The 23,376-nt window shown below is 64.5% G+C and carries 23 protein-coding genes; 7 read left to right on the forward strand and 16 right to left on the reverse strand.

The features are described from left to right. Positions 1–14: 14 nt before the first annotated feature. Both CXQ96_RS01565 and CXQ96_RS01570 read left to right on the forward strand, forming a co-directional pair. Complete coding sequence (locus CXQ96_RS01565) at positions 15–1,235, forward strand: CaiB/BaiF CoA-transferase family protein (protein WP_104116259.1); 1,221 nt, start codon at positions 15–17, stop codon at positions 1,233–1,235. Then, positions 1,232–2,743, forward strand: a complete 1,512-nt coding sequence (locus CXQ96_RS01570; protein ID WP_104116260.1) for a carboxyl transferase domain-containing protein — start codon at positions 1,232–1,234, stop codon at positions 2,741–2,743. The genes CXQ96_RS01565 and CXQ96_RS01570 overlap by 4 nt, the downstream gene beginning before the upstream one ends. A gap of 119 nt (positions 2,744–2,862) precedes the next feature. On the opposite strand, the gene CXQ96_RS01575 is transcribed toward CXQ96_RS01570, so the two are convergent. The 4 genes from CXQ96_RS01575 to CXQ96_RS01590 form a co-directional block, all read right to left on the reverse strand. Continuing rightward, positions 2,863–3,837 carry a hypothetical protein gene (locus CXQ96_RS01575; protein ID WP_181036321.1) on the reverse strand — a complete coding sequence of 325 codons (975 nt, stop codon included), beginning with the start codon at positions 3,835–3,837 and terminating at the stop codon, positions 2,863–2,865. A 5-nt stretch (positions 3,838–3,842) separates the two neighbouring features. Continuing rightward, entirely contained in the window at positions 3,843–4,766 is a 924-nt protein-coding gene (locus tag CXQ96_RS01580; protein WP_104116261.1) for an NAD(P)H-binding protein, read from the reverse strand. Further along, entirely contained in the window at positions 4,763–5,410 is a 648-nt protein-coding gene (locus CXQ96_RS01585) for a MerR family transcriptional regulator (protein WP_104116262.1), read from the reverse strand. Before CXQ96_RS01585 ends, CXQ96_RS01580 begins: the two co-directional genes overlap by 4 nt. A gap of 121 nt (positions 5,411–5,531) precedes the next feature. Continuing rightward, positions 5,532–5,996 carry a MarR family winged helix-turn-helix transcriptional regulator gene (locus CXQ96_RS01590; RefSeq protein WP_181036322.1) on the reverse strand — a complete coding sequence of 155 codons (465 nt, stop codon included), beginning with the start codon at positions 5,994–5,996 and terminating at the stop codon, positions 5,532–5,534. Between the two features lie 10 nt (positions 5,997–6,006). Here CXQ96_RS01590 and CXQ96_RS01595 point away from each other — a divergent pair, with 10 nt between their 5' ends. Genes CXQ96_RS01595 through sigJ form a run of 3 tightly spaced genes read left to right on the forward strand, consistent with a single transcriptional unit; the run spans position 6,007 to position 8,708 of the window. Further along, the gene (locus CXQ96_RS01595) at positions 6,007–6,654 is read left to right on the forward strand and encodes a hypothetical protein (protein ID WP_104116264.1); all 648 of its coding nucleotides are present in this window, start codon (positions 6,007–6,009) and stop codon (positions 6,652–6,654) included. Positions 6,655–6,687: 33 nt separating this feature from the next. After that, a complete protein-coding gene (locus CXQ96_RS01600; protein WP_104116265.1) occupies positions 6,688–7,827 on the forward strand; it encodes an NAD(P)/FAD-dependent oxidoreductase in 1,140 nt (379 codons plus the stop codon). A gap of 14 nt (positions 7,828–7,841) precedes the next feature. Then, positions 7,842–8,708, forward strand: a complete 867-nt coding sequence (sigJ, locus tag CXQ96_RS01605; RefSeq protein WP_104116266.1) for an RNA polymerase sigma factor SigJ — start codon at positions 7,842–7,844, stop codon at positions 8,706–8,708. Positions 8,709–8,891: 183 nt separating this feature from the next. Here the strand turns inward: sigJ and CXQ96_RS01610 are convergent, their stop codons facing one another. Further along, entirely contained in the window at positions 8,892–9,122 is a 231-nt protein-coding gene (locus tag CXQ96_RS01610) for a hypothetical protein (RefSeq protein WP_104116267.1), read from the reverse strand. 245 nt (positions 9,123–9,367) lie between these two features. On the opposite strand from CXQ96_RS01610, the gene CXQ96_RS18280 reads away from it, so the two are divergent. Continuing rightward, on the forward strand, positions 9,368–9,532 hold the full coding sequence (locus tag CXQ96_RS18280) for a hypothetical protein (RefSeq protein ID WP_181036323.1): 165 nt from the start codon (positions 9,368–9,370) through the stop codon (positions 9,530–9,532). 406 nt (positions 9,533–9,938) lie between these two features. On the opposite strand, the gene CXQ96_RS01615 is transcribed toward CXQ96_RS18280, so the two are convergent. Continuing rightward, the gene (locus tag CXQ96_RS01615; protein ID WP_258058722.1) at positions 9,939–10,391 is read right to left on the reverse strand and encodes an LCP family protein; all 453 of its coding nucleotides are present in this window, start codon (positions 10,389–10,391) and stop codon (positions 9,939–9,941) included. A 313-nt stretch (positions 10,392–10,704) separates the two neighbouring features. After that, a complete protein-coding gene (locus tag CXQ96_RS01620; protein WP_258058769.1) occupies positions 10,705–12,354 on the reverse strand; it encodes a BCCT family transporter in 1,650 nt (549 codons plus the stop codon). Between the two features lie 612 nt (positions 12,355–12,966). Between CXQ96_RS01620 and CXQ96_RS01625 the strand changes: the two genes are divergently transcribed. After that, positions 12,967–14,049, forward strand: a complete 1,083-nt coding sequence (locus tag CXQ96_RS01625; RefSeq protein WP_104116269.1) for a hypothetical protein — start codon at positions 12,967–12,969, stop codon at positions 14,047–14,049. Between the two features lie 13 nt (positions 14,050–14,062). Here CXQ96_RS01625 and CXQ96_RS01630 read toward each other — a convergent pair whose 3' ends face one another. The 9 genes from CXQ96_RS01630 to CXQ96_RS01670 form a co-directional block, all read right to left on the reverse strand. Next, entirely contained in the window at positions 14,063–14,341 is a 279-nt protein-coding gene (locus CXQ96_RS01630) for a hypothetical protein (protein ID WP_104116270.1), read from the reverse strand. A gap of 477 nt (positions 14,342–14,818) precedes the next feature. After that, positions 14,819–16,321 carry a DHA2 family efflux MFS transporter permease subunit gene (locus CXQ96_RS01635; protein ID WP_104116271.1) on the reverse strand — a complete coding sequence of 501 codons (1,503 nt, stop codon included), beginning with the start codon at positions 16,319–16,321 and terminating at the stop codon, positions 14,819–14,821. Positions 16,322–16,348: 27 nt separating this feature from the next. Next, positions 16,349–17,476, reverse strand: a complete 1,128-nt coding sequence (locus CXQ96_RS01640; RefSeq protein ID WP_219816062.1) for an MFS transporter — start codon at positions 17,474–17,476, stop codon at positions 16,349–16,351. Between the two features lie 212 nt (positions 17,477–17,688). Next, positions 17,689–18,447, reverse strand: a complete 759-nt coding sequence (locus CXQ96_RS01645) for an NADPH-dependent F420 reductase (RefSeq protein ID WP_104116273.1) — start codon at positions 18,445–18,447, stop codon at positions 17,689–17,691. 133 nt (positions 18,448–18,580) lie between these two features. Then, the gene (locus CXQ96_RS01650; RefSeq protein ID WP_104116274.1) at positions 18,581–19,138 is read right to left on the reverse strand and encodes a flavin reductase family protein; all 558 of its coding nucleotides are present in this window, start codon (positions 19,136–19,138) and stop codon (positions 18,581–18,583) included. Then, a complete protein-coding gene (locus CXQ96_RS01655) occupies positions 19,135–20,454 on the reverse strand; it encodes an NtaA/DmoA family FMN-dependent monooxygenase (RefSeq protein WP_104116275.1) in 1,320 nt (439 codons plus the stop codon). Before CXQ96_RS01655 ends, CXQ96_RS01650 begins: the two co-directional genes overlap by 4 nt. Before the next feature lie 69 nt (positions 20,455–20,523). Then, positions 20,524–20,925, reverse strand: coding sequence for a MerR family transcriptional regulator (locus CXQ96_RS01660; protein ID WP_104116276.1), 402 nt, complete (start codon positions 20,923–20,925; stop codon positions 20,524–20,526). Between the two features lie 562 nt (positions 20,926–21,487). Beyond that, entirely contained in the window at positions 21,488–21,850 is a 363-nt protein-coding gene (locus CXQ96_RS01665) for a DUF2200 domain-containing protein (RefSeq protein WP_104116277.1), read from the reverse strand. Positions 21,851–21,915: 65 nt separating this feature from the next. Beyond that, on the reverse strand, positions 21,916–23,223 hold the full coding sequence (locus tag CXQ96_RS01670; RefSeq protein WP_104116278.1) for a hemolysin family protein: 1,308 nt from the start codon (positions 23,221–23,223) through the stop codon (positions 21,916–21,918). Positions 23,224–23,376 lie beyond the last annotated feature (153 nt).

Consider the following 23,376-nt stretch of genomic DNA (forward strand, 5'->3'; position numbering starts at 1 on the left):
AACCCGGAGGAAACATGACCACCGAGAGAACCGCACCCGAGGGCACACGCGGGGGCCCGCTGGCAGGACGGCTCGTCGTCGACCTCAGCCGGGCCCTGGCCGGCCCGCACGCGGGCATGATGCTAGGCGATCTGGGGGCGCGCGTGATCAAGGTCGAGACCCCGGGCACCGGGGACGACACCCGCGGGTGGGGTCCGCCCTTCGTGGGGCCGGACAATGATCGGCAGGCCACCTATTTCCTGTCCTGCAACAGGAACAAGGAGTCCATCGCCCTCGACCTGAAGAGTGACGACGGGAGGTCCGTCCTGACCGAGTTGCTGCGTCGCGCGGACGTCGTCGTCGAGAACTTCCGACCCGGGGTCCTCGACCGTCTCGGGTTCTCCACGGACGCCATGCTCGAGCTCAACCCGGGGCTCGTCATCCTCTCCATCACCGGCTTCGGACATGACGGCCCGGAGGCCAAGCGCAGCGGGTACGACCAGATCGTCCAGGGTGAGGCCGGGCTCATGTCCGTCACCGGGCCGGACCCCGACAATCCGCAGCGGGTCGGCGTGCCCATCGCGGACCTGCTGTCCGGCATGTACGGCGCGTACGGAGCAGTCGCCGCCCTGCTCGAGCGCGAGCGGACGGGCCGCGGGCAGGTGGTGCGCACTTCGTTGCTCGCCGCGATCATCGGCGTCCATGCCTTTCAAGGGACGCGCACCACGGTCGCCGGCGAGGTGCCGCAGGCGCAGGGCAACCACCACCCCTCCATCGCCCCGTACGGGCTCTTCAACTGCCGTGGTGGCAAAGTCCAGATCAGCGTGGGCAGCGAGAAACTGTGGGCAACCTTCGCAGAGGCGTTCGGCGTCGATGCAGGCAGGCCGGAGTTCGCGACGAATGCCGACCGGGTGCGGAACCGCGACCTGCTGATCGGCGTCGTCGAGGACGCCTTCTCGGCCTACGAGGCCGAGCCGCTGCTCGCGAAGCTCAATGAAGCCGGGATCCCCGCCGGTAAGGTCCGGACGCTCGATGAGGTGTACGCGTGGGACCAGGTCCACTCGCAGGGCCTTCTGCTCACCGTGCAGCACCCCGTCCTCGGGGACATCGCCCTGCCCGGGCCGCCGCTGCGCTTCTTCGACGGTGCAGCCGAGACCACGCTCACCAGCCACACCTCACCACCCCTGCTCGACGGCGACGGCGACGCCATCCGCGCCTGGCTCGCCCAGCCGACCCCCGGGGGTGCGGAGGCTTGAGCACGGACAGCCGGGTGCGCCATCTCTCGGCCAGCGAGCTCATCAGCGCCGTGCTCGATGCCGGGTCCTTCACCTCGTGGGACGACCCAGGACCGAAGTCCTACCTCGGTGCGAGCCCGGCGTACGAGGACGAATTGCGGTACGCCCGGGAGAAGAGCGGGGTGGACGAGTCGGTGCTGACGGGGGAGGGCCTCATTCACGGGCGCAGGGTCGCTGTGATCGTGTCGGAGTTCACCTTCCTGGCAGGGTCCATCGGCAGTGTCGCCGCCCACCGCATCGCTGCGGCCATCCGCCGGGCTACGGCTGAGAGACTGCCCCTGCTGGCCGGCCCCGCGTCGGGTGGAACCCGGATGCAGGAGGGGACTCCCGCTTTCCTCTCGATGGTGGACATCACCGGGGCCGTACGCGGGCATCGGCAAGCGGGCCTGCCCTATCTGGTGTACCTGCGTCACCCGACGACGGGAGGGGTCATGGCGTCCTGGGGATCCCTCGGCCATGTCACTGTCGCCGAGCCCGGAGCCCTGCTCGGGTTCCTGGGTCCCCGAGTCTACGAAGCACTGTACGGAGAGCCGTTCCCGTCCGGAGTGCAGACCGCCGAGAACCTGTTCGACAAAGGACTCATCGACGCCGTGGTCCCGCCCGAACAGCTCGCGGGCATCGTGGACAAAGCGCTCACCATCCTCCTCGCGGATGCCTCGGAGCCGCCCGAGCCACCGTCGACGGTCACTGTCCGGCCTGGTGCACATACCGCGTGGGAGTCGATCCTCATCTCCCGCAATCGCCGTCGGCCCGACCTCCGCCGCCTGCTCGCTCATGGTGCCCGCGACGTCCTGCCACTCAACGGGACGGGGCAGGGCGAAAAGGATCCGGGCCTCCTCCTGGCGCTGGCGCGTTTCGGGAACCAGCCCTGTGTGGTCCTGGGTCACCAGCGGCCGCGCCATCCGGGTGACTCGGTCATGGGCCCGGCGTCCCTCCGGGAAGCCCGCCGCGGCATGAAGCTCGCAGAGGAGCTCGGGTTGCCCCTGCTCACGGTCATCGACACCGCCGGCGCGGACCTGTCCAAGGAAGCGGAGGAGGGCGGGCTGGCCGGGGAGATCGCCCGCTCTCTGCACGACCTCATCGGCCTCGCCTCACCGTCCGTCTCGGTGCTGCTCGGGCAGGGCGCAGGTGGTGGTGCGCTCGCACTGCTGCCGGCGGACAGCACCATCGCGGCCCAGCATGCATGGCTTTCGCCGCTTCCGCCCGAGGGCGCGAGCGCCATCATGTACCGAACCGTGGACAGGGCCGCTGACATGGCCGAGAGTCAGGGTGTGAAAGTCGGTGTGCTCCTCGAGCGGGGAGTCGTGGACCACCTCGTCGACGAACGGCCCGACGCCGCGGACGAAGGGCGGGCGTTCTGTGAGCGCATGGCTGCCGCCATCGAGTACGAGCTGGCCCGGGTGAACGATCTGCCCACGGCCGACCGGTTGGAGCGGCGCGCGGGGAAATACCGGGCAGGTGTCGGCTGAAGGACAATCGTTCACGGCAGCGGGTCGATGATGGCCTGCGCGTTGCCGGTGGCGGCTCTACAGCACCAGCCGCTGGCGTGAGGAATTCGCGTGAACTCTTGCTCCAGTCGACTAGTTGCTCAGCTCTCCACCCTCGCGCTCAGCACGGAGGGCGGTGCTTGACCCGGCAGGTCGCTCGGCGCTGCGGATTGCCTGGCTAAGACGATGCCGGCTGTTATGACGAACGCGATCACGATTCCCCAGCCTCCGGCCAGGAAGGGACCGGTCGGTCGGACGACAGATTCCCCAGCGGCGGCCTGCAGCGTCAGCAAGACCAGTGCTGCCGAATAGGCTGCCGAAGCGGCGATGACCAGCCTCAGCTGGACCTGCGGCGGAGCAAGGGGACGTGCGCGCCTTCCTGCGGCGTCGAGCCCGAGGGCGAGAAGCGGGAGGACCTGGAGCGCGTGCATCCCGATGAAATGCGCGACGCGGTAGTCGCCGCCCTGGATACTCCAACCCAGGAGGGGAAGGCCCGGCCCGCCGTCGGCGACGCCGACCGCATGGGCTCCGATGATTCCGGCCGGATCGCTCAGTTGGGCGGCGGTGGGGCTGGTCATCAGGAAAGCGACCCCGATTCCGGCCAGTGCGACGACGATCCCGGCACGCACCGCGAAGGTGGCCGACGCCGTGGGCAGGCGCAGGAAGAAGACGGCTGCCGAGGTGACGAGGGTGCAGAGGTACATGGTCGTGATGGCCGCGGCCATGGTCGCCCACACGGCGGTGTGAAGCGCGCTGGAGACGTTGAAGTGGCTCGTGGTGCCGCTGGCGGCAGCCCAGGTGATCAATACCTGCTCGATGACAAGCGTCACGGCGATCACGGTGCCGAGGATGTGCGCCGGTCGGCGCCACCGGGGCAAGCGAGCGATGAACCACGCCCAGGTCAGGCTGTAGAGCAGTATCGACAGTGAGAATTTCAGCGGCTTGGCCCACGCGGGTGCGCCGAGAATCTCGCGGGAGTCCACCATGAGGCCCACGATGCTGGTTACCGCGCAGACGGCCATGAGGACCACGACGCTCATCAGTGGGCGGTGCCAGTCGTACGCTCGACGGAGCATGGAAGTCACCTCGTCCGGGTGGCGGCGAGTGATTCTGCGATGCCCGAAGCGATCGGTGTCGGGGACACCCCGAAGCTCCGTTCGAAGGAACTCGAGTCGAACACATAGGGGTTGGTGTTCTGGTAAGCCATTTCGAGGGCCTCGCGAGCGGCGGGGTTGAACAGGGCGCCGAGGCGCATCGTCGCACTGCCCATCACGGCAGTGCGTGCCTCGGTGCCCGCCGCGAGCTCGATGTACTGGCGACCGGTGAGAGCCGGTGCGGTCGGCAGGTGCCAGGTCTGGCCGCACCCCGCCGCCGTCGTACCGAGGATGGCCAGTGCCTTGCCGATGTCAGGGGTATAGGTCAGGGAATGCGGTTGGTCGGCGTCGAACAGCCAGGTACCGGTCCTGCCCGCGCGGATCCTGTCGAGAGCAAAGGTGTTGAACACGCTGGTCGACGCGGCTGGTCCGTAGAAGTCGGCGCTTCGGCCTACGGTGACGGTGAGCCCCCGGGTGGCCGCATGGTCGAGAGCTTTCAAGGCGTCGGCGCGTACGCGGCCCTTCCTGGACTGCGGCGCACGCGGGGTCGTCTCGGTCATGACTCCGTCGACGAGCCCGTAGGCGTAGACGTTGTCGAAGTAGACCAGATGCGTGCCGTGCTCTGTGGCTGCGGCGATGGTGTTGTCCACTATGACCGGCCATTGTTCCGCCCAGATTCGCGAGGAGTAGGGAAGGCCGGCGGTGAGGTACGCGACATCAGCACCGCGCAGGGCTCGGCTGACGTCGGAGGCGCGGAGGAGGTCGATGACAACTGGGTGCACTCCGGTCAGGGTGGATGGGCGCCGACCGACGGAGGCCGGCCTTTCCCCGAGCTCGCACAGGGCGCGGAGGGTCTCGCGACCGATGACGCCGTTGCCTCCTAGAACCACATGGGATGCGGTCGTGGTCATGGCTGTTTTCCATTCGTGTCATCGACAGGGAACAGTGCTGTGGTGGCATCCTCGTGAGCGAGGCGCCGGAGTCCGGCGAAGAGCGGGTCACCGAGCACCGTGCCCACGACCATCAGTTCCGCCACCTTGTCGGGTTCATCGAGGCTGGCGAGAGCGCGCAGGTCAGCGCCTGCGGCTTCGGCAGCCGCAGCCGCGTAGGCACCGAGATAGTCGGCCGGTGCGTCGAACCCGATCGCTTCGAGCCCTTCCAGCGCGCGCGCCGCCGTGTCGATACCCGGGTTGTCATTGGCGATGCACCATTCCTGCTCCCGAGCAAGAGCCAGGATTCTCTCCCGCGCGGCAGGGCTCGGGGTCAATTCCGTCGTGCGCGGAGTGCCCATGGCGTGCTGAGCCACGCGAAAAGTCTCGGCGATCGGCGCGTCTGGAGCATCGAGCACGGCGATGACGTCTTTGGTGGCAGCGACCGAGAGCCCGCCTGTCTGCAGCAGAGCCCGAATGAGGTGCACTCGTTGCACATGCGCTTCGCCGTAGCTGGTCTGGTTCGGGGAGGACCGGATGCCCTCAGGCAACAATCCCTCACGCTGGTAGTACTTGAGGGCCGACAGCGGGATGCCCGCTCGCTGGCCCAGTTCAGATATCTTCACTATCGGAGAGTATCACCACCGAATGTCGAGGGTAGAACAGCAAGTCGCGGCACAGGGCACGCCCGCCAGACAGGAGTACCACCAGTGATTTCTTTTTGGTGCGGCGAATGCGGTCGCCTCGTCACAGGGCCCTTCCGCTGGCCGCGGCGATCGCGGTGTGCAGGTTCTGTAGTGCCTGCTGTACATCGGTAGTGGGTTGGGGGAGGGCTGCCTCTACGGCGGCTAGGGCGGGCAGGAAGTGCCGGCCTGCCGTGGCGTGAGCGTCCTGTCCTGCTTCGGTGAGCGTGATGCGGTAGGACCTACGATCCTTCGGGTGTGGAACCTGCTGGACGTGGCCGCGCGCGACCAGTCGCTTGACGTAGCTGGACACGGTTGTTGCCGGGGTGGACATCCATCGAGCGAGTTCGCCCGGGCTGATCTCGCCGGCTTGGCGCAGGACGGAATAGACGGCGAAGTCCTCGGCATCAAGACCAGTGCCGGCCAGCGCATCATCCAGCAGTGCTATTGCAGCGCGGGCCGTGAGCCAGGTGTCGAAGAGCAGGTTCGACGGACCGGCACCCTTGACAGTATTGCTGCGATCTCGCACCATTCCTCCTATGAGAAAGTATTACGAAATCGTAGCATTGCAGGTGATGAATGCCTGGGTTGTGATGAGCCACGGGGGAAGGGTCGTAGCTGTCTGGGTTCTTTTCGGGGTCAGCGCCCTGGCCATGTTCGGTTGGCCGGGCCTGGTCGGCGCGGTTCCGCAAGCCTGCGGCGGGCGCAGCGCCTTGGATGTAGGGGGCCATTGGACCGCTGCGGATGCACGCGATCTGGTGATGTCCTGCGGCGCTGACGGGCGGGCCGCCTACGTCCGGTTGGAACTGCTCGACCTCGTGTACCCGCTGGTCTGTGGCTTGGCCTTGCTGCTCCTGTCGGCCCTATTGGTCCGGCGCTTGCCTGGCCGCGGGTGGCGTCTGCTGCTGATCCCCGCAGTCGCGATGACCGTGCTCGACTACGGCGAGAACGTCGCAGTGTGGACCATCCTTTCGACGTGGCCTACGGTCGGGGATCTGCCTGCACAGCTGGGAGGTGCCGCCACAGTGGCGAAGCGCGTCGCTGGCCTGGCGGCCTACCTTGGCGTTGCGCTGCTTCTGCTCGCTGTCGGCCTCAATCGGCGTCGAGTCCGCCCGCGGACCCGGGCCGGAGGTTCCAACTCTTCCCGGTGGCAACGTGTCACAAAGTTCGATCGGGCGGTGTCTTGATGGTGTCAGAAGTTCTAGAGGAAGCAGAGCATCATGTTTGAGATGGTGAACGTCGTAGTCGTCGGCGGTGGGTATGCCGGGGTGATGGCAGCCAACCGCCTGGCCGGTAGCAGTGCCGTACGCGGGTTGGAGGTGACATCGGTGGACCCAGGGGTGCAGTTCACCGAGCGGATCCGGCTGCACCAGGTAGCCGCTGGGATCCGAGGCTCAGTGGGTGTGGAGTGGGCTGAAGTGCTGCACCGGCAGGTGCGGCATGTGCAGGCCCGGGTGGTGTTCATCGACGTCAACAAGCGGACGATCGTTCTGGCGGACCGGAAGGAACTCCGGTTCGACTGGTTGATTTATGCGGTTGGGAGCGGGGAGCAGGCCACACCGCTTCTGTCAGTGACCAACTATGCGGCCGCAAGAACCACCGGGCAGGCGATTGCCGAGTTACCTTCCGGGTCGACGGTCACGATCGCCGGCGCCGGGCCAACTGGGGTGGAAGTCGCCTGCGCGGTGGCAGTATCTCGTCCGGATCTGGTGATGACGATGGTGGCCCCGTCGGGTCCAGCGCATCCGCTGACCGGGCACCCGGCAGTCGCCCGTCGCATGGAGCGTCTGTGCATTACGGTCAAAAATGGAACAGTGGATCCGTCCACAGGAGCTGTCGTCAACGCGGGCGGGAACGTCCAGCCTGCTGCCGGGGCGACAATCTGGACAGTTGGATTGACTGTACCCAGTTTGGCCGCTGACAGCGGCCTGCCCGTGGCCGAGGACGGCCGATTGCTGGTGGATGAGACCCTCAGCGTGCCCGGGCACGAGCGCATACTCGGGGCCGGAGATGCAGTCGCTGTGCAGGGGGCAGCCGGGGGGCATCTGCGCGCCTCGTGCGCGTCTGCGATCCCGCTGGGAGCTCATGCGGCCGGAAGCTTGCTTGCTCGCCTGGCCGGAACGGCACCGCCGGCAATCGACATCGGCTATCTCATGCAGTGCCTGGACCTGGGCGCCGGGCGCGGGTACGTCCAGTCCGTGCGCCGCGATGACACGCCCCGCCGCTGGTTCCTGAACGGCCGAAGCGGCGGCTGGACCAAGGAACAGGTTTGCCGGATGACCGTCGCCTGGCTGGCCAAAGAAGCTCGTGAGCCGGGGTCCTACACGTGGCTGTCGGGGCCGCCTGTGGCCCTAAGCTGAGACCCGTGCTCACAATGACGATACAGGGCGAACTGTTTGTCACCCACCGCCCCATGGTTTTCGCTATCGCTTACGAGGTCCTCGGCACCCGAGCTGACGCTGATGACGTCGTTCAGGAGACGTACCTGCGCTGGGCCGAAGTGGACGTGTCTGCAGTGCGTGATCCACGAGCATATTTGGCCACGATCGCCACGCGCACCGCACTCAACGCGGTGCGGACGGCGATCCGACGTCGGGAGGACTATCCGGGGCCCTGGCTTCCGGAACCGTTAGTGGCACGCGAGGACAGCCCGGAGCATCAGCTGCTGGTCAAGGAGCAACTCAGCTACGCCCTGACCGTACTGCTGCAGCAGGCCACTCCGGAGCAGCGGGCGGTATTCATGCTCCACGACGTCTTCGGCCTGCCCTACCAGACCATCGCCAGCGCTGTGGGCAAGACCCAGGCTGCTGTTCGCCAGATCGCCCACCGGACGCGCAGCCGCCTCACCACAACCGACCACACCGCACCTACAACCGAAGACAGTGCTGAGGTACTTGAGGCATTTCTAGCTGCCGTGATCACGGGAGATCTTCAAGCATTGATGGACGTGCTGGCCCCGGAGGCGGTACTGCTCTCCGACGGCGGAGGCAAGGTTGTAGCCGCGCGCAAACCGGTCACCGGAGCCGAGCCAATCGCAGCCTTCCTGCTGAAGATCGCTCAGACCCCGGTTCCGCACATGCGCGTAGACATCGGCAACCTCAACGGCGGGCTCGGAGTGCTGATCCACGCCGGGAACCGGTTGGAGCTGACCCTGGCCGTGGCCCTGGACAACGACCGCAAGATCACCGGCATCTACCTCGTGCGCAACCCCGACAAGCTGCTTCAATCGACGGACGTGTAAGCCCGGCCGGGACGCACCGCTGGCTATCGACCTAGCTACTGCTCGCGCCCGTGGGACGCTGTCGGCCGTCGAGGACCGGCCGATCGGGTTCGACACTGATCATGAAGGTCAGCAGCAGGACGACGGCGTCGCCCGTGAATCGGGCGCACGCCCGGAACCTACCGCCCCAAGCTGCAGCAGAAGCTAGCTTTCCTCTGGGGCCGCCTGACCCTTATTTTCTTCTCCTCCGCCCTTCGCGCCCTGACGGTACTCGTCAACAGGGCTCAGGCCAGCTACCTGTTGGCCGGAGTTCAGGGACGACGTGTTGCTGGTCGCCGAAGCTGCATCGGCTTCCGTGACTGTCGCTTCCTCGGGAACGTTGATGTCCTGGCGCAGGTGCGAGCTCTCGGGCAACGGCCCGTCGATGAATGTCATGCCATCAAGAGGAACAGTGCGAGGTAACAGTCAAGCAAAGTGGACCGTCCCAAAAGTTCACTGGCGGGCACGACAGTAGACGAGATGAACAGTCCACCGACCACACTGTTGCTCCGACCTGGAAACGACAGAGGACCGCATGGGTGAGGGGCATGGGTCCATGCGCCGGACGCGACATTCTTGAAGAGGCGTGGCACAAAGCCCACGATTCGGGAAAGGCCTAGCAGCATGGACATACTGGACGTATGAAACCTCTGTTGATCGTTCTGGCCCTCATCGCTCTCGTTCTGCTGGTTATTGGAGTTGCTGTAGAGACCCTGAAGTTCCTGCTCTATGTAGGACTCGTCGTCCTCGTTGCCTCTGCCGCTCTGCTTGTGCTCCAGCGTGTCCGTTCCCGGGTGCAGCGCTAGGAAGAGGATTTCAGTCACGGCAGCGTCCTCTGCGGCGCCGGCCTCCCGTCCCAGCCCAGCCGAGACCTCTTTCTTCGCTTAACCGAAAGGGTTCGTGTCCTGGCAGGACACCTGATCTGCTGTCTGGTTGATGGTTCCGGTCACGTCCTGAGCGCTGAGCGACTCCACGCCGTTCTGGGCGTCCATACGCTGTGCTGGGCGTCGACGGCGCGGGTAGGTACTGCGTGCCGTTGAAGCCGGCGTCGTGCAGGGTCTCGACCAGCGTAGGAGATACGTCTGCGTCGGCCGTGCCATCGGCGGGCGTCACGGGAGCTGAGGACTGCGCAGCGTTCCCTCGTCACTCATCTTCCGAGTCAGCGAACCAAGGAAGGCATGCTGGGCCCGAATCCTGCCTAGATCACATCCGTCACCGAAGGCTGCTCGGGCACAAAGGAAAGCCAGGGCCCTGCTCACCCTGGACGCTGGAAGCTCCCGCAGGCAATTTGAGCCCGGATTTAGGTTCATCAATGGCCTCAGTGACGCACACATCAGCGCCTCCCACCGCATCTGAAAGCTCTGTCACGGCGTCGAGATCTGCCAGCATGAAGTGATCCACTTCGATCCCGGTCACGGCGTTCACCGTATCGACGGCGCACCCTGGTGCGGCGTCTTGCATAGCGCTACTGATCATCGCGTCGGAGCGTGCCTCGAAGTGTTGGCCGCTCTGCATATCGGTGCAGGACCGAATATCCACGAGTAGGTCGCACGGGAAACTCAGGACGTTCACATCGGTATCGTCCTCGGAGATGTCGACCAGCATCATGACGTCCAATTGACCATACCCCTCAGAGTCGTCCTCGGAGCCGTGGTCACCCTTCAATCCGCTCCTGGTATCGGATCCCAGTACCAAGATCTGCAGGCGGTCCGTCCGATAATCCGCCGTTACCTCGGAGCGATCGCCACCGGCGCTCAGGTCGAAGGATTCGACGTTGGTGACCGACCGGATGGCCTAATAGCCCGCGAACACGACAACCGCGGTCACAGCGGTGACAGCTGTGATAGCTGGGAGCCGCAACCATCGGGGTCGTCGCGGCTCCAGGGGGAAGGAGCTTCCCGCGCGACGAGGTCGCCTTCCCCTGGATAGGCGAGCTGGGCAGGGCCATGGTGTAGCTCGCGGTCACGCTTGATGTCCTTCATCTCGTGTCGGCGTTGCTGGGTGCGTCTGTGGGTTCGTGCTCCCGGGAGTAGTCCGCGAGGTGTTCCTGGACCTGCCGTTCAACCTGATCCGACATCGACTCGTTGACCTGGTCGCTGACGCGGTCCGCCATTGCCGCGGCAGCGGCCTTGCGCTGCGCGGTCTGCCAGGCCCGGTGCTCGCCATGGAATGCTTTGGCGGTAGCGACGCACATGAGGAGCATGACGACGCTGAATGGCAGGGCGGTGAGGATGGCCGCGGTCTGGATGGAACTGAGTCCGGTGTTGCCCACCAACAGCAGGGCGATGGCGACCAGCGCTGAAAGGACAGCCCAGAAGACGCGGATCCAGTTCCGAGGGTTCGAGTCACCGCCCGTGGAGATCATGCTCATCACCAGGGCTCCCGAGTCGGCCGAGGTGATGAAGAAGATGGCAATGAGGAGAATGGCGCCGATCAGCAACGCCGGACCGCCGGGAAGGTCTCCGAGAAGCCCGAACAGCGCGTTCTCGGTGTCCACGGAGCCGTCATCGGCGATCAGGCCGCCCTGCCCGAAAATCTCGCGGTAGATCGCGGACCCACCCATGACGGAGAACCACAGGAATCCGAGCGTCGTGGGGACGAGGAGGACACCGGCGACGAACTCGCGTACCGTCCGCCCCTTGGAGATGCGGGCGATGAAGATTCCGACGAATGGCGCCCACGACATCCACCAACCCCAATAGAAGGTGGTCCAGGACGCCTGCCAGGCCTCACCTTCCGCGCCGGAGAACGCCAGCGTGTTGAATGTAAGGCCAACGACGTTCTGCAGATAATTGCCGATCGATTGGACGAACTCACGCAGGAGGAAGAGGGTGGGACCGGCGAAGAGCACCACGAGCAGCAGCAACGCTGCGAGCACGAGATTGATGTTGGAAAGCCACTTCATCCCCTTCCCGACACCGGAAACGACCGACACGATGGTCAAGGTGGTGATGCACACGATCAGCCCCACCTGCGTCGCCTCGGTAGCAGCGAGAATGTTGGCACTCTCCAAGCCGGAGGAAATCTGCAGGACACCGAGTCCGAGGGACGTCGCGACTCCGAACAGGGTTCCGACTAGCGCAACGACGTCGATCGCGTGGCCCCAACCACCCCTGACGCGATCACCCAGGAGTGGTTCGAGGGTCCAGCGGATCGAGATCGGCCGGGCACGCCGGTGCACGGCGTAGGCGATCGAGAGGCCAACGACGACGTAGATGCTCCATGCGTGAAGTCCCCAGTGGAGGAAAGTCTGCGTGATGGCCTGCTGCCCCAACTGGATGTCGGAACCGGTGACTCCAGGACGAGGGCTAGCGAAGTGATTCAGCGGTTCGGCCACCCCCCAGAACACCAGACCGATACCCATGCCTGCCGCGAACAGGAGCGCGAACCAGGACATAGTGGAGAACTCGGGCTTGTCCTCGTCCTTGCCGAGGCGTATGTCACCGTAACGGCTGAATCCGACCCAGAGGGAGAACACGACGAAGAAGGCCACCAAGGCCACGTAGTACCAGCCGAATGCGCCGATGACGTTGTCCTGGATGCCCGCGAAAAGCGAGGAGGCCGTGTCCGGTGCGATGAGGGCAAAAGCGACGAAGACTACGATCACCGCCGACGCTGGAATGAACACCGGCAGCGCCAGCCGTGACTTCCCTGCAGCGGTGACTCCCGCTGCCCTGCTTGGACGCTGGGGGGCACTGGTGGTAGCCCCTTTCCGCGGGTTGCTGCTCACGATCATGCTCCTTCTGACGTAGTTCGGCGATCCGGGTGAAGCGTCATCATTGCCGGATACCGCATCCGGGCTGCCATCCAGCGTAGCGAGCGAGCGTTCACAGCAAGGAGCGCAGAGAGGTGCAGGCGGACGTCTGGACATGGTCGGAAGTCCCCCTCGACTTGTTGAAAACCCCCGCGATCCCCTGTCAGCACAACGATCACGAGCGACGTAGGCCTCGCAGCCCAAGGCTCTGTACATGTGCGTGAATCGTTATGTCGAGAACCCTGCTGCACCAACGCAGACAGGTGATTTCGGGGCGGGAATCTCTGTTCGTGAGCGGGGTGCGGTACTCGACGGGCCTGCTCGAACAGAGCCGGCACAACCGAGAGATACTTCCCGCGCCGATTCACCGGAGCATCATCAGGACGTCGACGATGTCAGCCTCAGGCATGGTCATGACCTGACGGGTGGCGCTATGGCGGGATGGGTCAGGGGCGGGCATCGGCTTCGATGCCCGATGATGGACAGATGGACACGCAGACCGCAAGGATCGGATTGATGGCCGACCCCGGGCTGCCTGAGAAAGTTGCCGAGGCCCTGACAGTGGACCTCAGTGGGCAGCTTGCCCGAGATGTTGATACCGAGGTGCGGTGGGAGGTGAAGGTGAGCCGGCAGACATTGCCGCTCACCAGCGACGGAAACATCTCGCTGATGGAGCAAGCCGAACGCCTGCGGAGCGTCCACGAGTGGGATTACATCGTGTACCTCACCGACCTGCCCCGCACTCAAGCTCAGGAACCAATGCTGTGTGAACTGAGCTCCAGCGCCCGCGCGGCACTGATTTCGCTTCCTGCACTCGGGGCCTTTCGACTCACGAGCAAGACTTGTCAACTACTGACGACGGTGATCTCCTCCCTCCGGGAGGGATCCCGAGATTTCCCTTCCCTGCCGGCTGCCCGCAACGCGGTCGGATTCGGGGCGCTGCATCGACTGGGTCCGTCCGGGCCAGACGATATCTCCTATATCACCCGCCCTGGGAGGGTGAACCGGGGAAGGCTACTGGCCGGGATGGTGCGCAACAATCGGCCCGGGCGCCTATTGTCCGCGTTGTCGAGTTGTGTGGCCGCCGCTGCGGCGACCGGGGCTTTCGGTATCTTCTACACCTCAATCTGGTCGATGGCCGATGCGCTGCATCCGATACGGTTGGCCCTGATCAGCCTGGTAGCGATCACTGCGCTCAGCGGGTGGCTCATCCTGCGCAATGGCTTGTGGACCACACCACGCAACGCGGCATTTCACGGGCGGACTTCGCTGGACAATGCAGCAACCGTGATCACTGTAGGGCTCAGCGTCGCTCTGATGTACATGGTGCTCCACACCCTGTTGTTGTTCGGGGCGTTAGCAATCATCGACTCCGGGTACCTCCAGACTCAACTCGGACACCCGGTCACTCTGGTCGATTACGCGCGCCTGTCCTGGCTGGCCGCCTCATTGGGCATCACGGCGGGAGCTTTGGGGTCCAACTTCGACAGTGACGACGCTATCCGTGAAGCTACGTACAGTCGGCGCGAATACCAACGACGACAACAGGACGGCGCCCGAAGCGCCTGATCCCGGAAGTTCCTCACGTGCGAAGGCGTTCGGTCACGGGTTGCATGGCTGTGTCGACGACCGATTCCATCGTCGTGAGGAGGTCGGCGAACCGTATGGCTATCGCTTCAGGCATCGGATGAACGATTGTCATGCCCCACACTTGGAATCTCTGATCGGCCCCACCCAAAAGAGCGACGGGTAGGGGCATGACCAGATCGAACTGGGAGTGCGCGACGGTCGGGTTCCCGTACTTCCGAATCATCTCGTGCGTGGCGAGGAGTTCGGCCGGTACGCCAGGAAAATTGGCCATCTGGTCCAGGCGGGTGCGGACGTTGGAGTGGATGTGGGGTGCATGTAGGTTGTGACCGCGTGGGAAGTCAGTGGCTCCCTCACGTCGGAGCCCTCGCCGCTGTCCAGCGCCTTGCTCAGCGAGTGAGCGGCTTCCGATAGGTCGTCGGCATGGCTTGTGAGTTCTACCAGGAGCCGGGTGTCGGGGGAGTGCCGATTCGTCATTGCCTTCGTCCGCTTGGCCGTTTCCAACACCAGCATGGTACTCGCGCGTGGATCCAGGTACCGGTCTGTCCCTGCTGGGTGGCAACCCTATTGCTGGGCGTCCAGGTTCGCGATGCGCCGGTAGAGGTCAATGGTTACCCGCGCGGCGTCGACCCCATCAAGTACCGCATTCTCAAGACACGATCTAAACAGCCCGTCCGGCCGCAGCACATCGGGTTGGGCCGATAACCGGCAGCCGGACCGCGGCGGGTCGTGGTGCGTTGTTCGTGCTTGTTCAGTCTTCGTTCGTGGTGCTTCCATGCCGTGGAAGGAAGAGGGCTAGCACGAGCGCGATGACAGCGAGGACGGTACCGACCGTGAACGCAGCACGTGCACCAGCTGCGATCGCAGCAGGATCGGTCCCTCCGGCGGTGGAGCTGAGGACTCCGATGAGGACTGCCAGGCCGGCGGCGCCGCCGAGTTGCTGGATGGTGTTGAGCGCGGCGCTGCCGTGGCCGGTGAGATTGCTCGGGAGTGAGCCGAGCGACATGGTGAAGATGGCAACCCAGGCGAACGCCTGCCCGGCAGAGATGATCATGAAGGTGGCCAGGATCACCCATATCGAAGTGTTCTCGGTGAAGGTTGTCATGAACCACCATCCAGCACTAACGATGAATACTCCGGGGATCGCGAGACCTCGGGCTCCGAGGCGGTCGTAGTAGCGGCCGACGAGGACCGACACGATCGCGATCGTCGCACCCCCGGGCACCATGAGCAGCCCGGTCTCCAACGAACCGAGCCCGAGCGACTCCTGGAGCATGAAGGGAAGGACTGTGACGAGGCTGAAGGCGCCCATCACGAGGAAGACGAAGACGATGACAGGCCTGGTGAACGAGGCGTACGTGAAGATCCGCAGGTCGAGGACGGCGGCGCCGCGGCGCTGCAAACGGATTTGCCGCCACGCGAACGCTCCGATACCCACCAGGTCCAGCGGGAGCGAGATCCAGGTCAGCGCAGGGAATCCCTCGCCACCGGATTCGCCGGCACTTGCCAGACCGTACACCAGGGCGCCGAATCCAATCGCGGAGAGCACCAGCGACAGTGCGTCGAAGCCGATGCGCCGTGGAGTGGTGAGGTTCGGCATCTTGATCGCGCCTATGAGCAGGCCAAGGACCGACAGCGGCAGGATGATGATGAACAACCACCGCCAGGAAAGCTGCGACATCACCAGGCCCGAGAACGCGGGTCCGAGGGCGGGGGCGACGGCGGTCACCGCGGTGACCAGTGCCATCATCTGTCCGCGACGAGAGGGTGCGACGAGACCGATCGACGTCGTCATCAGCAGCGGAACCAACACCGCTGTGCCCAGTGCCTGGACAATGCGGCCGGTGAGGAGGAGCGCGAAACCGGGTGCGACAGCTGCGATGAGGGTGCCAAGGGTGAACAGTCCGACGCTGACGATGAAGATCGTCCGGAGCTGAAACCGCTGCATGACGTACCCGGTGGTCGGGATGATGACCGCCAGGGTGAGGGCGTACCCGGTGGTAAGCCACTGCCCGGTCGTCGCCGTGATGTTGAGGTCGTTCATGATCTGCGGCAGGGCCACCCCGATCACCATCTCGGACAGGAACGCCACGAAGGCCGAGAAGACCAGGACGGAAATTGTCAGGATCTCTCCTGGAGACAACCGCCTCGTCGGAGTAGGAGTGGTCGCGATCGAGCCGATGACGGATTCTTGAGGGTCGGCAATCATGCTGATGGGCCCTGTTGCAGGGGTGATGCGCGTGTCATTACTCATGAGGTGTTCGTTCCAGTGCTCGTGTTGTTATGCGAGTTTCGGGGGTTTGACGGCGCCCAGGATGATGGCGCCGAGTATGGAGGCGAGGCCGCCGAGGACGAAGGCTGTCTGCACGCCGGCGCCGTCGACGAGGAGCCCGCCGATGAACGCGCCGAGGGCGATCGCGACCTGGAACACGCCTGTCTGCAGTCCTCCGATGCTCTCCAGGCGGGCCGGTTCGGCTCGTGCGAGCCAGGTCGAGATAACCGTCGGCAGGGCACCGAAGCCAGCTCCCCAGAGTGCAGCGGCAATGAGGAGCAGCACGGAGCTGCCGCCCATGTCGGCGAAGGCGATCATCGCCAGGCCGAGGATGAGCGGGAAGATCAGTGTCGCAATGCGCAACGTTCTGTCGGCCAGGGGCCCGGCAATCAGGTTGCCGCCCACAATGCCCAGTCCGTACACCAGGAGCAGGACAGCGAGCTGCTCGGGAGCCAGTCCGCCGACCTCGGTCGCCGCAGGACGGATGTAGGTGAAACCGGCGAAGTGACCGGCGCCCATCAAGGCCATGGTGAACAGGCAGAGCAGGACCATGCGGGAGCGCAGCGTCTGGATCAGGGGCCGGAATCCGCTCGAGGGGCCGGCGAGGATCGAGGGCAGGGCAAAGAATTGGATGACCATGGCGATGATGCCGACGCCGGCGGCCAGGGCGAACACTGCACGCCAGCCCCAAATCTCACCAAGCAGTGTGCCGAGCGGAACCGCGGCGACGGTGGCCAAGGTCACGCCGACGTTCACAATTGTCAGACCCAGACCGAGTTTCGATGCTGGAACCAGGCGCGCCGTGATGGAGATCGCCAGCGCCCAGAAACCACCGATCGCGATGCCAAGCAACACGCGGGCGGCCAGAAGTATCGGGTAGGTCGGCGCGATCGCCACCAGCACGTCCGAGACGACGGCCAGCGCCGAGAGGATGAGCATCAGGTGCCGGCGGTCCATGCGTGAGAGCACGACGGGGATGGTGATACCGGAGATCGCTGCGACGATGGCGGTGATTGCGACGGACTGACCTGCCACGCCCTCGGTCACTCCCAGATCCGCGGCAACCCGGGAGAGGAGGCTCGCCGGCAGGAACTCGGCCATGACGAGGGCGAACACACCCACGCTGAGCGAGGCCACCCCAGCCCATGATGGTTTCTGTGCTGGGCCTGCACTGTCGGACGGACTGCCGGATCCTGATCCGTTAGTGCCGGTGTCCTGTGTTGCTGTTGCTTCGTGAGGAGTCATTCGTTCGTCATCCTGGCTTGCGTGCTAGTACGTACATAGGTGCGCGTAGGTGCGTGCGCGGGGGTATGTATGGAGTGCGGTTGATCGGTGTGGGACTGGTGGCGTCAGCTGTAGCAGGCGCGGTTGATCGCGACGAGGAAGGGGCCGGTCACGCGGTGGCCCTCACCGAATGCCGGCGTACCCGCGTACTCACCAATGACCTCCATGGCGAGATCGCGGCGCTGCGGAACGCGGTCTCTGTCCGCAGCGGCCAGCCACCGTGGCATCTCATCGAGCGTCCGGTCGGTGCAGTAGACGGGGGCGCCGGGCTGCTGTCGCCATGATTCCGCGAGAACGCCCGCGTCGAAAGCATCGAAGCCGGTCTGCTTCACCAGGGACATCGCCATCTTCCGGTGCTCATCGTCATCGGACGCCACCGGAATGGCCACCCGGCCTGCCGTGCCGGCCTCGGTGGCCTTTGCGTCAAAGGACTGGGACGTGATGGCATTCCAGGCCTTGGTGACGGGGCGGCCGAACAGCTCGGACAACCAGACGCTCTCGGGCTGGCCCTCAATGAAAGCCGGGACGATGCCGTCGCGCGCCGGGTAATAGTTCGAGGTGTCGATCACGACCGCGGCCTCGGGTGCACGCCGTACGTGCTCGGCGATGTCCTCGTTACGGTTCATCGGAACCGACACGATGAGGACATCGACGTCGATGGCCGCTTCCGAGGCGGTGACGGCTCGTGCGCCGGTGCTCAAAGCCGCGGCAGCGATCGTCTCCGGGCCACGTGAGTTCGCGATAGTCACGTCGTGTCCGTGACGGCTGAGCCGCCGAGCGATAGTCGAGCCAATCGAACCCGCGCCGATGATTCCGATCTTCATGTTTCTCCCTCAAGCGATGTCTGTCCTCCCATCATCAACATTGCCATTAGTGTGAAGGTCAAATCGTGGCTGTCACAGACCGGCTGCCGAGGAACGTAAAGCTACTGATCGGTGGTGATAGCTCACCCATGCATCAGGCAGGGTCGAGCTCGTGCAGGGCCCGGTATTGGCCCTGGAAGTACAGCAAAGGGTCAGGGTCCCTGTCAGGGGATGTTCCCAGTTCAATGACGCGTCCGAGCACGATGAGGTGATCACCTGCGTCGTGTTCGGCCCAGATCGTGCAGTCGAACCATGCCAGGCTTCCTTCAACGATCGGGTTGCCCTGCGTCGTCGGACTCCACGGAATGCCTGCCCATTTGTCGGTGCCCCGTCGAGCGAACTGGTTCGACAGTGCTTCCTGATTTCGGGCGAGAACGTTGACCGTGAAGGATCCAGTGTCGCGGATCCTCGGGTAGGTGATGGAGGTCTTCATGACGCTGAAGGACACCAGCGGCGGGTTGACGGAGACACTGTAGAACGATTGGCAGGTGAACCCAATCGGCCCTTGGTCATGGTGGCCGGTGATGATCGTGATCCCTGAGGCGTATCGGCCAGCAGTACTGCGGAAGAGGTCGTGATCAATGCTGGAGCTCTGACTGTGGCCCTGACCCTGGCTGTGACTTTGGCTGGGGTTGCCGATAGTTGTCGTCATTCGGTGGGTTCCATAAGCCGGGTGTCCAAGCCGTACTGGGCCGGGGCGCCGAGGTGATCGCGTAGGGTCGTACCCTCGTAGTCGTCGTGGAAGAGACCGCGTTCCTGCAGTAAGGGGACGACCTCGTCCACGAAGGTATCGATCCCATCCTCGTAGACATCGATGGACACCCAGAAGCCGTCACAGGCGCCAGCTTCGAACCATTCCTGCATGTGATCCGCGGTGACCGATGCCGGGCCCACAGGAGTGGGGTGGTAGTCGATGACCCCGTGGGCGAGGATGTCGCGGAGCGTCCATCCTTCTCGGGCAACCTCGAGCACTTTGGGGGAGCGGGGATCGAAGGGACTGGGCCGGACTGCTTCCAGCTGGGCGGGCCGGAGTGGCTCGTCGATCTGGCTCGCATCCAGCGTCAGTCCCAGCATGGACCCGAGATAGGGCACCATCGCCGGGGCGGCTCGGTCACCCAAGGCTGCACGGCGGTCCAAGGCCGCCCGCTTGGTGGCAGCGATGGCCGGCATGACTCCGGCGATGAACTTCACCTCATCCGGGTTACGGCCTGCCTTGCGCGCAGCGTCGCGGACGGCTTCGCGCTGGGCGCGCGCGTCTTCGATGGTGAACACCGCGCCAATGACGGCACTGGCGTACCGGCCAGCGATCTCGAGGCCGTTCGCGCCTCCACCGGCCGAAAAGACCACGGGTTGGCCCTGCTCCGAGGGAGGTATGGGCAGCGGCCCGCGGGAGGCGACGTAGGTTCCCTGCAGGTTGATGGCCTGGATCTTCTCCGGATCGAGGAACCGGGCGTTCATGGTGTCCCGGATCCAGGCGTCCTGCTGCCAGCTACCCCAGAGCGCCTGCGTGATCTGGATCGTCTCATGCGCGCGCTGGTAGCGCTGCGGTCGGGGCGCGATTTCCTGCCCGAAGTTCGCGGCGGAGTCTGGGTCGCTGGTCGTCACGGCATTCCATCCGGCCCGGCCGTGACTCATCACGTCCAGGGCCTTGAACTGGCGTGCCAGGTTGTAGGGCTCGTTGAAGGTGGTGGAACCAGTTGCTACAAGACCGATGCGTTCGGTTGCCCGGGCGATGGCCGCCAGGGTCAGCATGGGTTCCAGAGTGAGCATCGGTGCTTCCTGCACACCGTCTGCCTTGTAAGCGAGGAAGTCGGGCAGGAACAGGAACGCGAACTTGCCCCGTTCGGCCGCCTGGGCGTAGCGCACCTGGGCGTCGAAGTCACTGTAATTGGCTGGGTTCACGCCGGCGCCACGCCAAGCCGACCCATGAGCTCCGTACCCATTGCCGAGCTGCAGACCGAGGATCATTTTTGAAGAGGAAGAAGTCACCTACCCATAGTGCAACCTTCTCATTAGTGACAAGGTCAAATCGTGCGCCTACTGCTGCGCCGATTGCCGTTCGCGAGTGCCGTGCTTGCTACCGGCGGCTTCGAGTGCCTGGACGTAGCGGGTGATGGCGTCCCGGTTCTGCGACAGGACGTCGATCTTGTGGGCCATCCGGTCCCGCTCCTCTCGCAGGATCTCCAGGAGTTCCGGGTCAGCGTCGTCGACGACGACTCTTTGCGGCTGGTTCAAGCACGGCAGGATGTTACCGATGATCCTGGTCGGAATCCCTGAATCGATGAGCCCGCGGATCTTCGCCACGCGGTCCACAAGGTATTCGTCGTACTCCCGGTATCCGTTGTCGAGGCGGCGCGGCGTCACCAGACCCTGCTCCTCGTAGTACCGGAGCATCCGAGCCGGCACCCCAGACCTCTGTTCCAATTCGCCTATACGCATACCCACTCCTGCAATCGAACCTAAACTCCAGACCAACCTTCACACTAGTGGAAGGGTAGCATGCAGCGCTCACGCTACCCTTCTGCGGGAGCGGCTTCTGCTGGTCATCACGTCGGCGCTCCTCGTTTCTGGGAGTGGATCTACTTGCCCGGGTACGGGATGCACCTAGAACAAAGGTATTTGCGACGCGCTGCGGGGACGCTCCTACCTGGCTCCTGGGACCCTCTTCGGCGTAGCGATACTCCGTACCAGAATCTACGGTCTACTCCAGCCTGCGTGTGTTGAATTTCGCTACACATTGTTCGCCGGTCTGTTCGAACTTCTCGACGTCCTGGCGGGAGTTGCATGCGGCAGGACTGAGCAAGGGAGGGGTGGTCGGTCTTGCAGCGACAACCGGCAGACGTTGATTAAGTGACATTGACTTGGTCAGCGGCCGCGTCCCGCTAGAGACGGCTCAACGTAAGCTTTCCTGGATGGGGGACCCCCGCATGCTCGAACTGACGACGACCAGCATAGATGATGGGGCCTTCGCCCAGCGTGAGATCCGCGGTCGTAGCAGGGATCAGGATCGCAGGATCTTCTCGATGCTCTTGCCTCGGGCCAGCTCATCGACCAGCTTGTCGAGATAGCGAACTTTCTGCATCACAGGGTCTTCGATGTCCTCGACCCGCACCCCGCACACGACGCCGGTTATCAGCGGCGCATTGGAGTTCAGGCGTGCATCGGCGAAAAATGCCTCGAACGGAGTTTCCCGCTCTAGATGACGCTCGAGATCGATGTCATCGAAGCCGGTCAACCACCTGATGACCTGGTGCAACTCCGCTTTCGTGCGGCCCTTTTTCTCCACTTTCGTGACGTAGTGGGGATACACCGCGGAGAACGGCATCCGGTAGACCCGGGTCAGGGTCTTTTCGTCCGTCTTCATGCCGCAATCGTATCGCTGGATGGTAAATCAGGATCGGCACGTTCTTCGTCCTCGCCTTCGTACGCTCAGCTAACGTTTTGCTCGTCGTGATGTTGTGTTTCAACCGGGAGGACGAGGAGCTCGGCGATCCGTCGTCGATCGATGCTGGTGACCTGGAGGGTCGCGCCGTCTACCTCAACGGTGTCTCCGGGAGTCGCGAGTCGGCCGAGGCGGTCGAGGACGAAACCGGCTACGGTGTCCCAGGTGCCGCGGGGAAGCTCGATGCCGGTGGTCTCGGCGAAATCCTGCAGGTTCAGTCGCCCGTCCACGAGACCTCCACCGTCAGCGAGCCGCACAGGTGCGGCGTCGGTGTCGTACTCGTCGAAGATCTCGCCGACGACTTCCTCCACGAGATCCTCCAGAGTAACGATGCCGTCGGTGCCGCCGTATTCGTCGATGACGACGGCGATGTGCGTGTTCCGGGCACGGAGTTTCGTGAGTGTGGGCAGGACACGAGCAGTAGCGGGCAGGTACGGGATCGGTCTGAGAACCTGTTCGAGTGGCGCACTCGGGTCGTGGGCAGCGGCGTCGTACACATCACGCACATGCACGAAGCCAGTGATGTCGTCGATGGACTGGTCTACAACCGGGTACCGGGAGAACGGCAGTTCCTGGATGCGGGTGATGGCCTCACTGACGGTGTCACTGCTTGGTATGGCAACGACTTCGGGCCGTGGACGCATGACTTCGCTGATCTGGCGGTCGCGCAGCGAGAGCACGTCGTCCAGGATACGGCGTTCATCCTCGGGCAGTCCCTCATGGCTGGTCACGATGTCTCGGAGTTCCTCCTCCGTCATCTCCTCGCTCGTGCGGTGCGGATCACCGCCAAGAAGGCGCACGACCGCATTCGTCGAGACCGACAGCAACCAGATCACCGGCCGCATCAGGACCGCGAACCCACTGAGCACTGGTGCCACTGCGTAGGCGAACTGTGCGTTGCGTTGAATCGCCAGGCGTTTCGGTGCGAGTTCACCAAGGACGAGGGACAGGTAGGCAACAACCAGAGTGAGCAGAATCGTGGCAAGGGTGAGGGCGGCCGGTTCAGCCAACCCGAGTGACACCAACCAAGGTGCGACGGACGGAGCGATCGACGAAGCCCCGTACGCGGCCGACGCGAACCCGGCGACTGTCACCCCGATCTGCACCGCGGACAGGAACGTGTTCGGATTGCGAGCCAGCGCGGCGACCTTCTCGCCCCGCTTTCCACGCTGGGCTATCGCGTTGACCTGGCTGTCGCGGAGCGTCACCAACGCCATCTCGGTCGCGGCGAACACGCCACCGATGAGGACGAACACCACGACCAGTGCGATGTTCAAGCCCAGCTCACCGTTCATCGGGCCACCTCGAGAAGAGCTGTCCGGCCCGGCCTCCGCCGGGCGCCGGGTCTATCGCAGTCGGACGAGGTCTCAGGAGAGCGGGTCATGCCTCCACTCTAGGAAGAGGAAACCGCATTGGTCGACTCAGGGGAACCGGCGTGGATCCGCCCG

This window comes from Arthrobacter sp. B1805 (genome assembly GCF_002929745.1).
Taxonomy (GTDB): Bacteria; Actinomycetota; Actinomycetes; order Actinomycetales; family Micrococcaceae; genus Arthrobacter_D.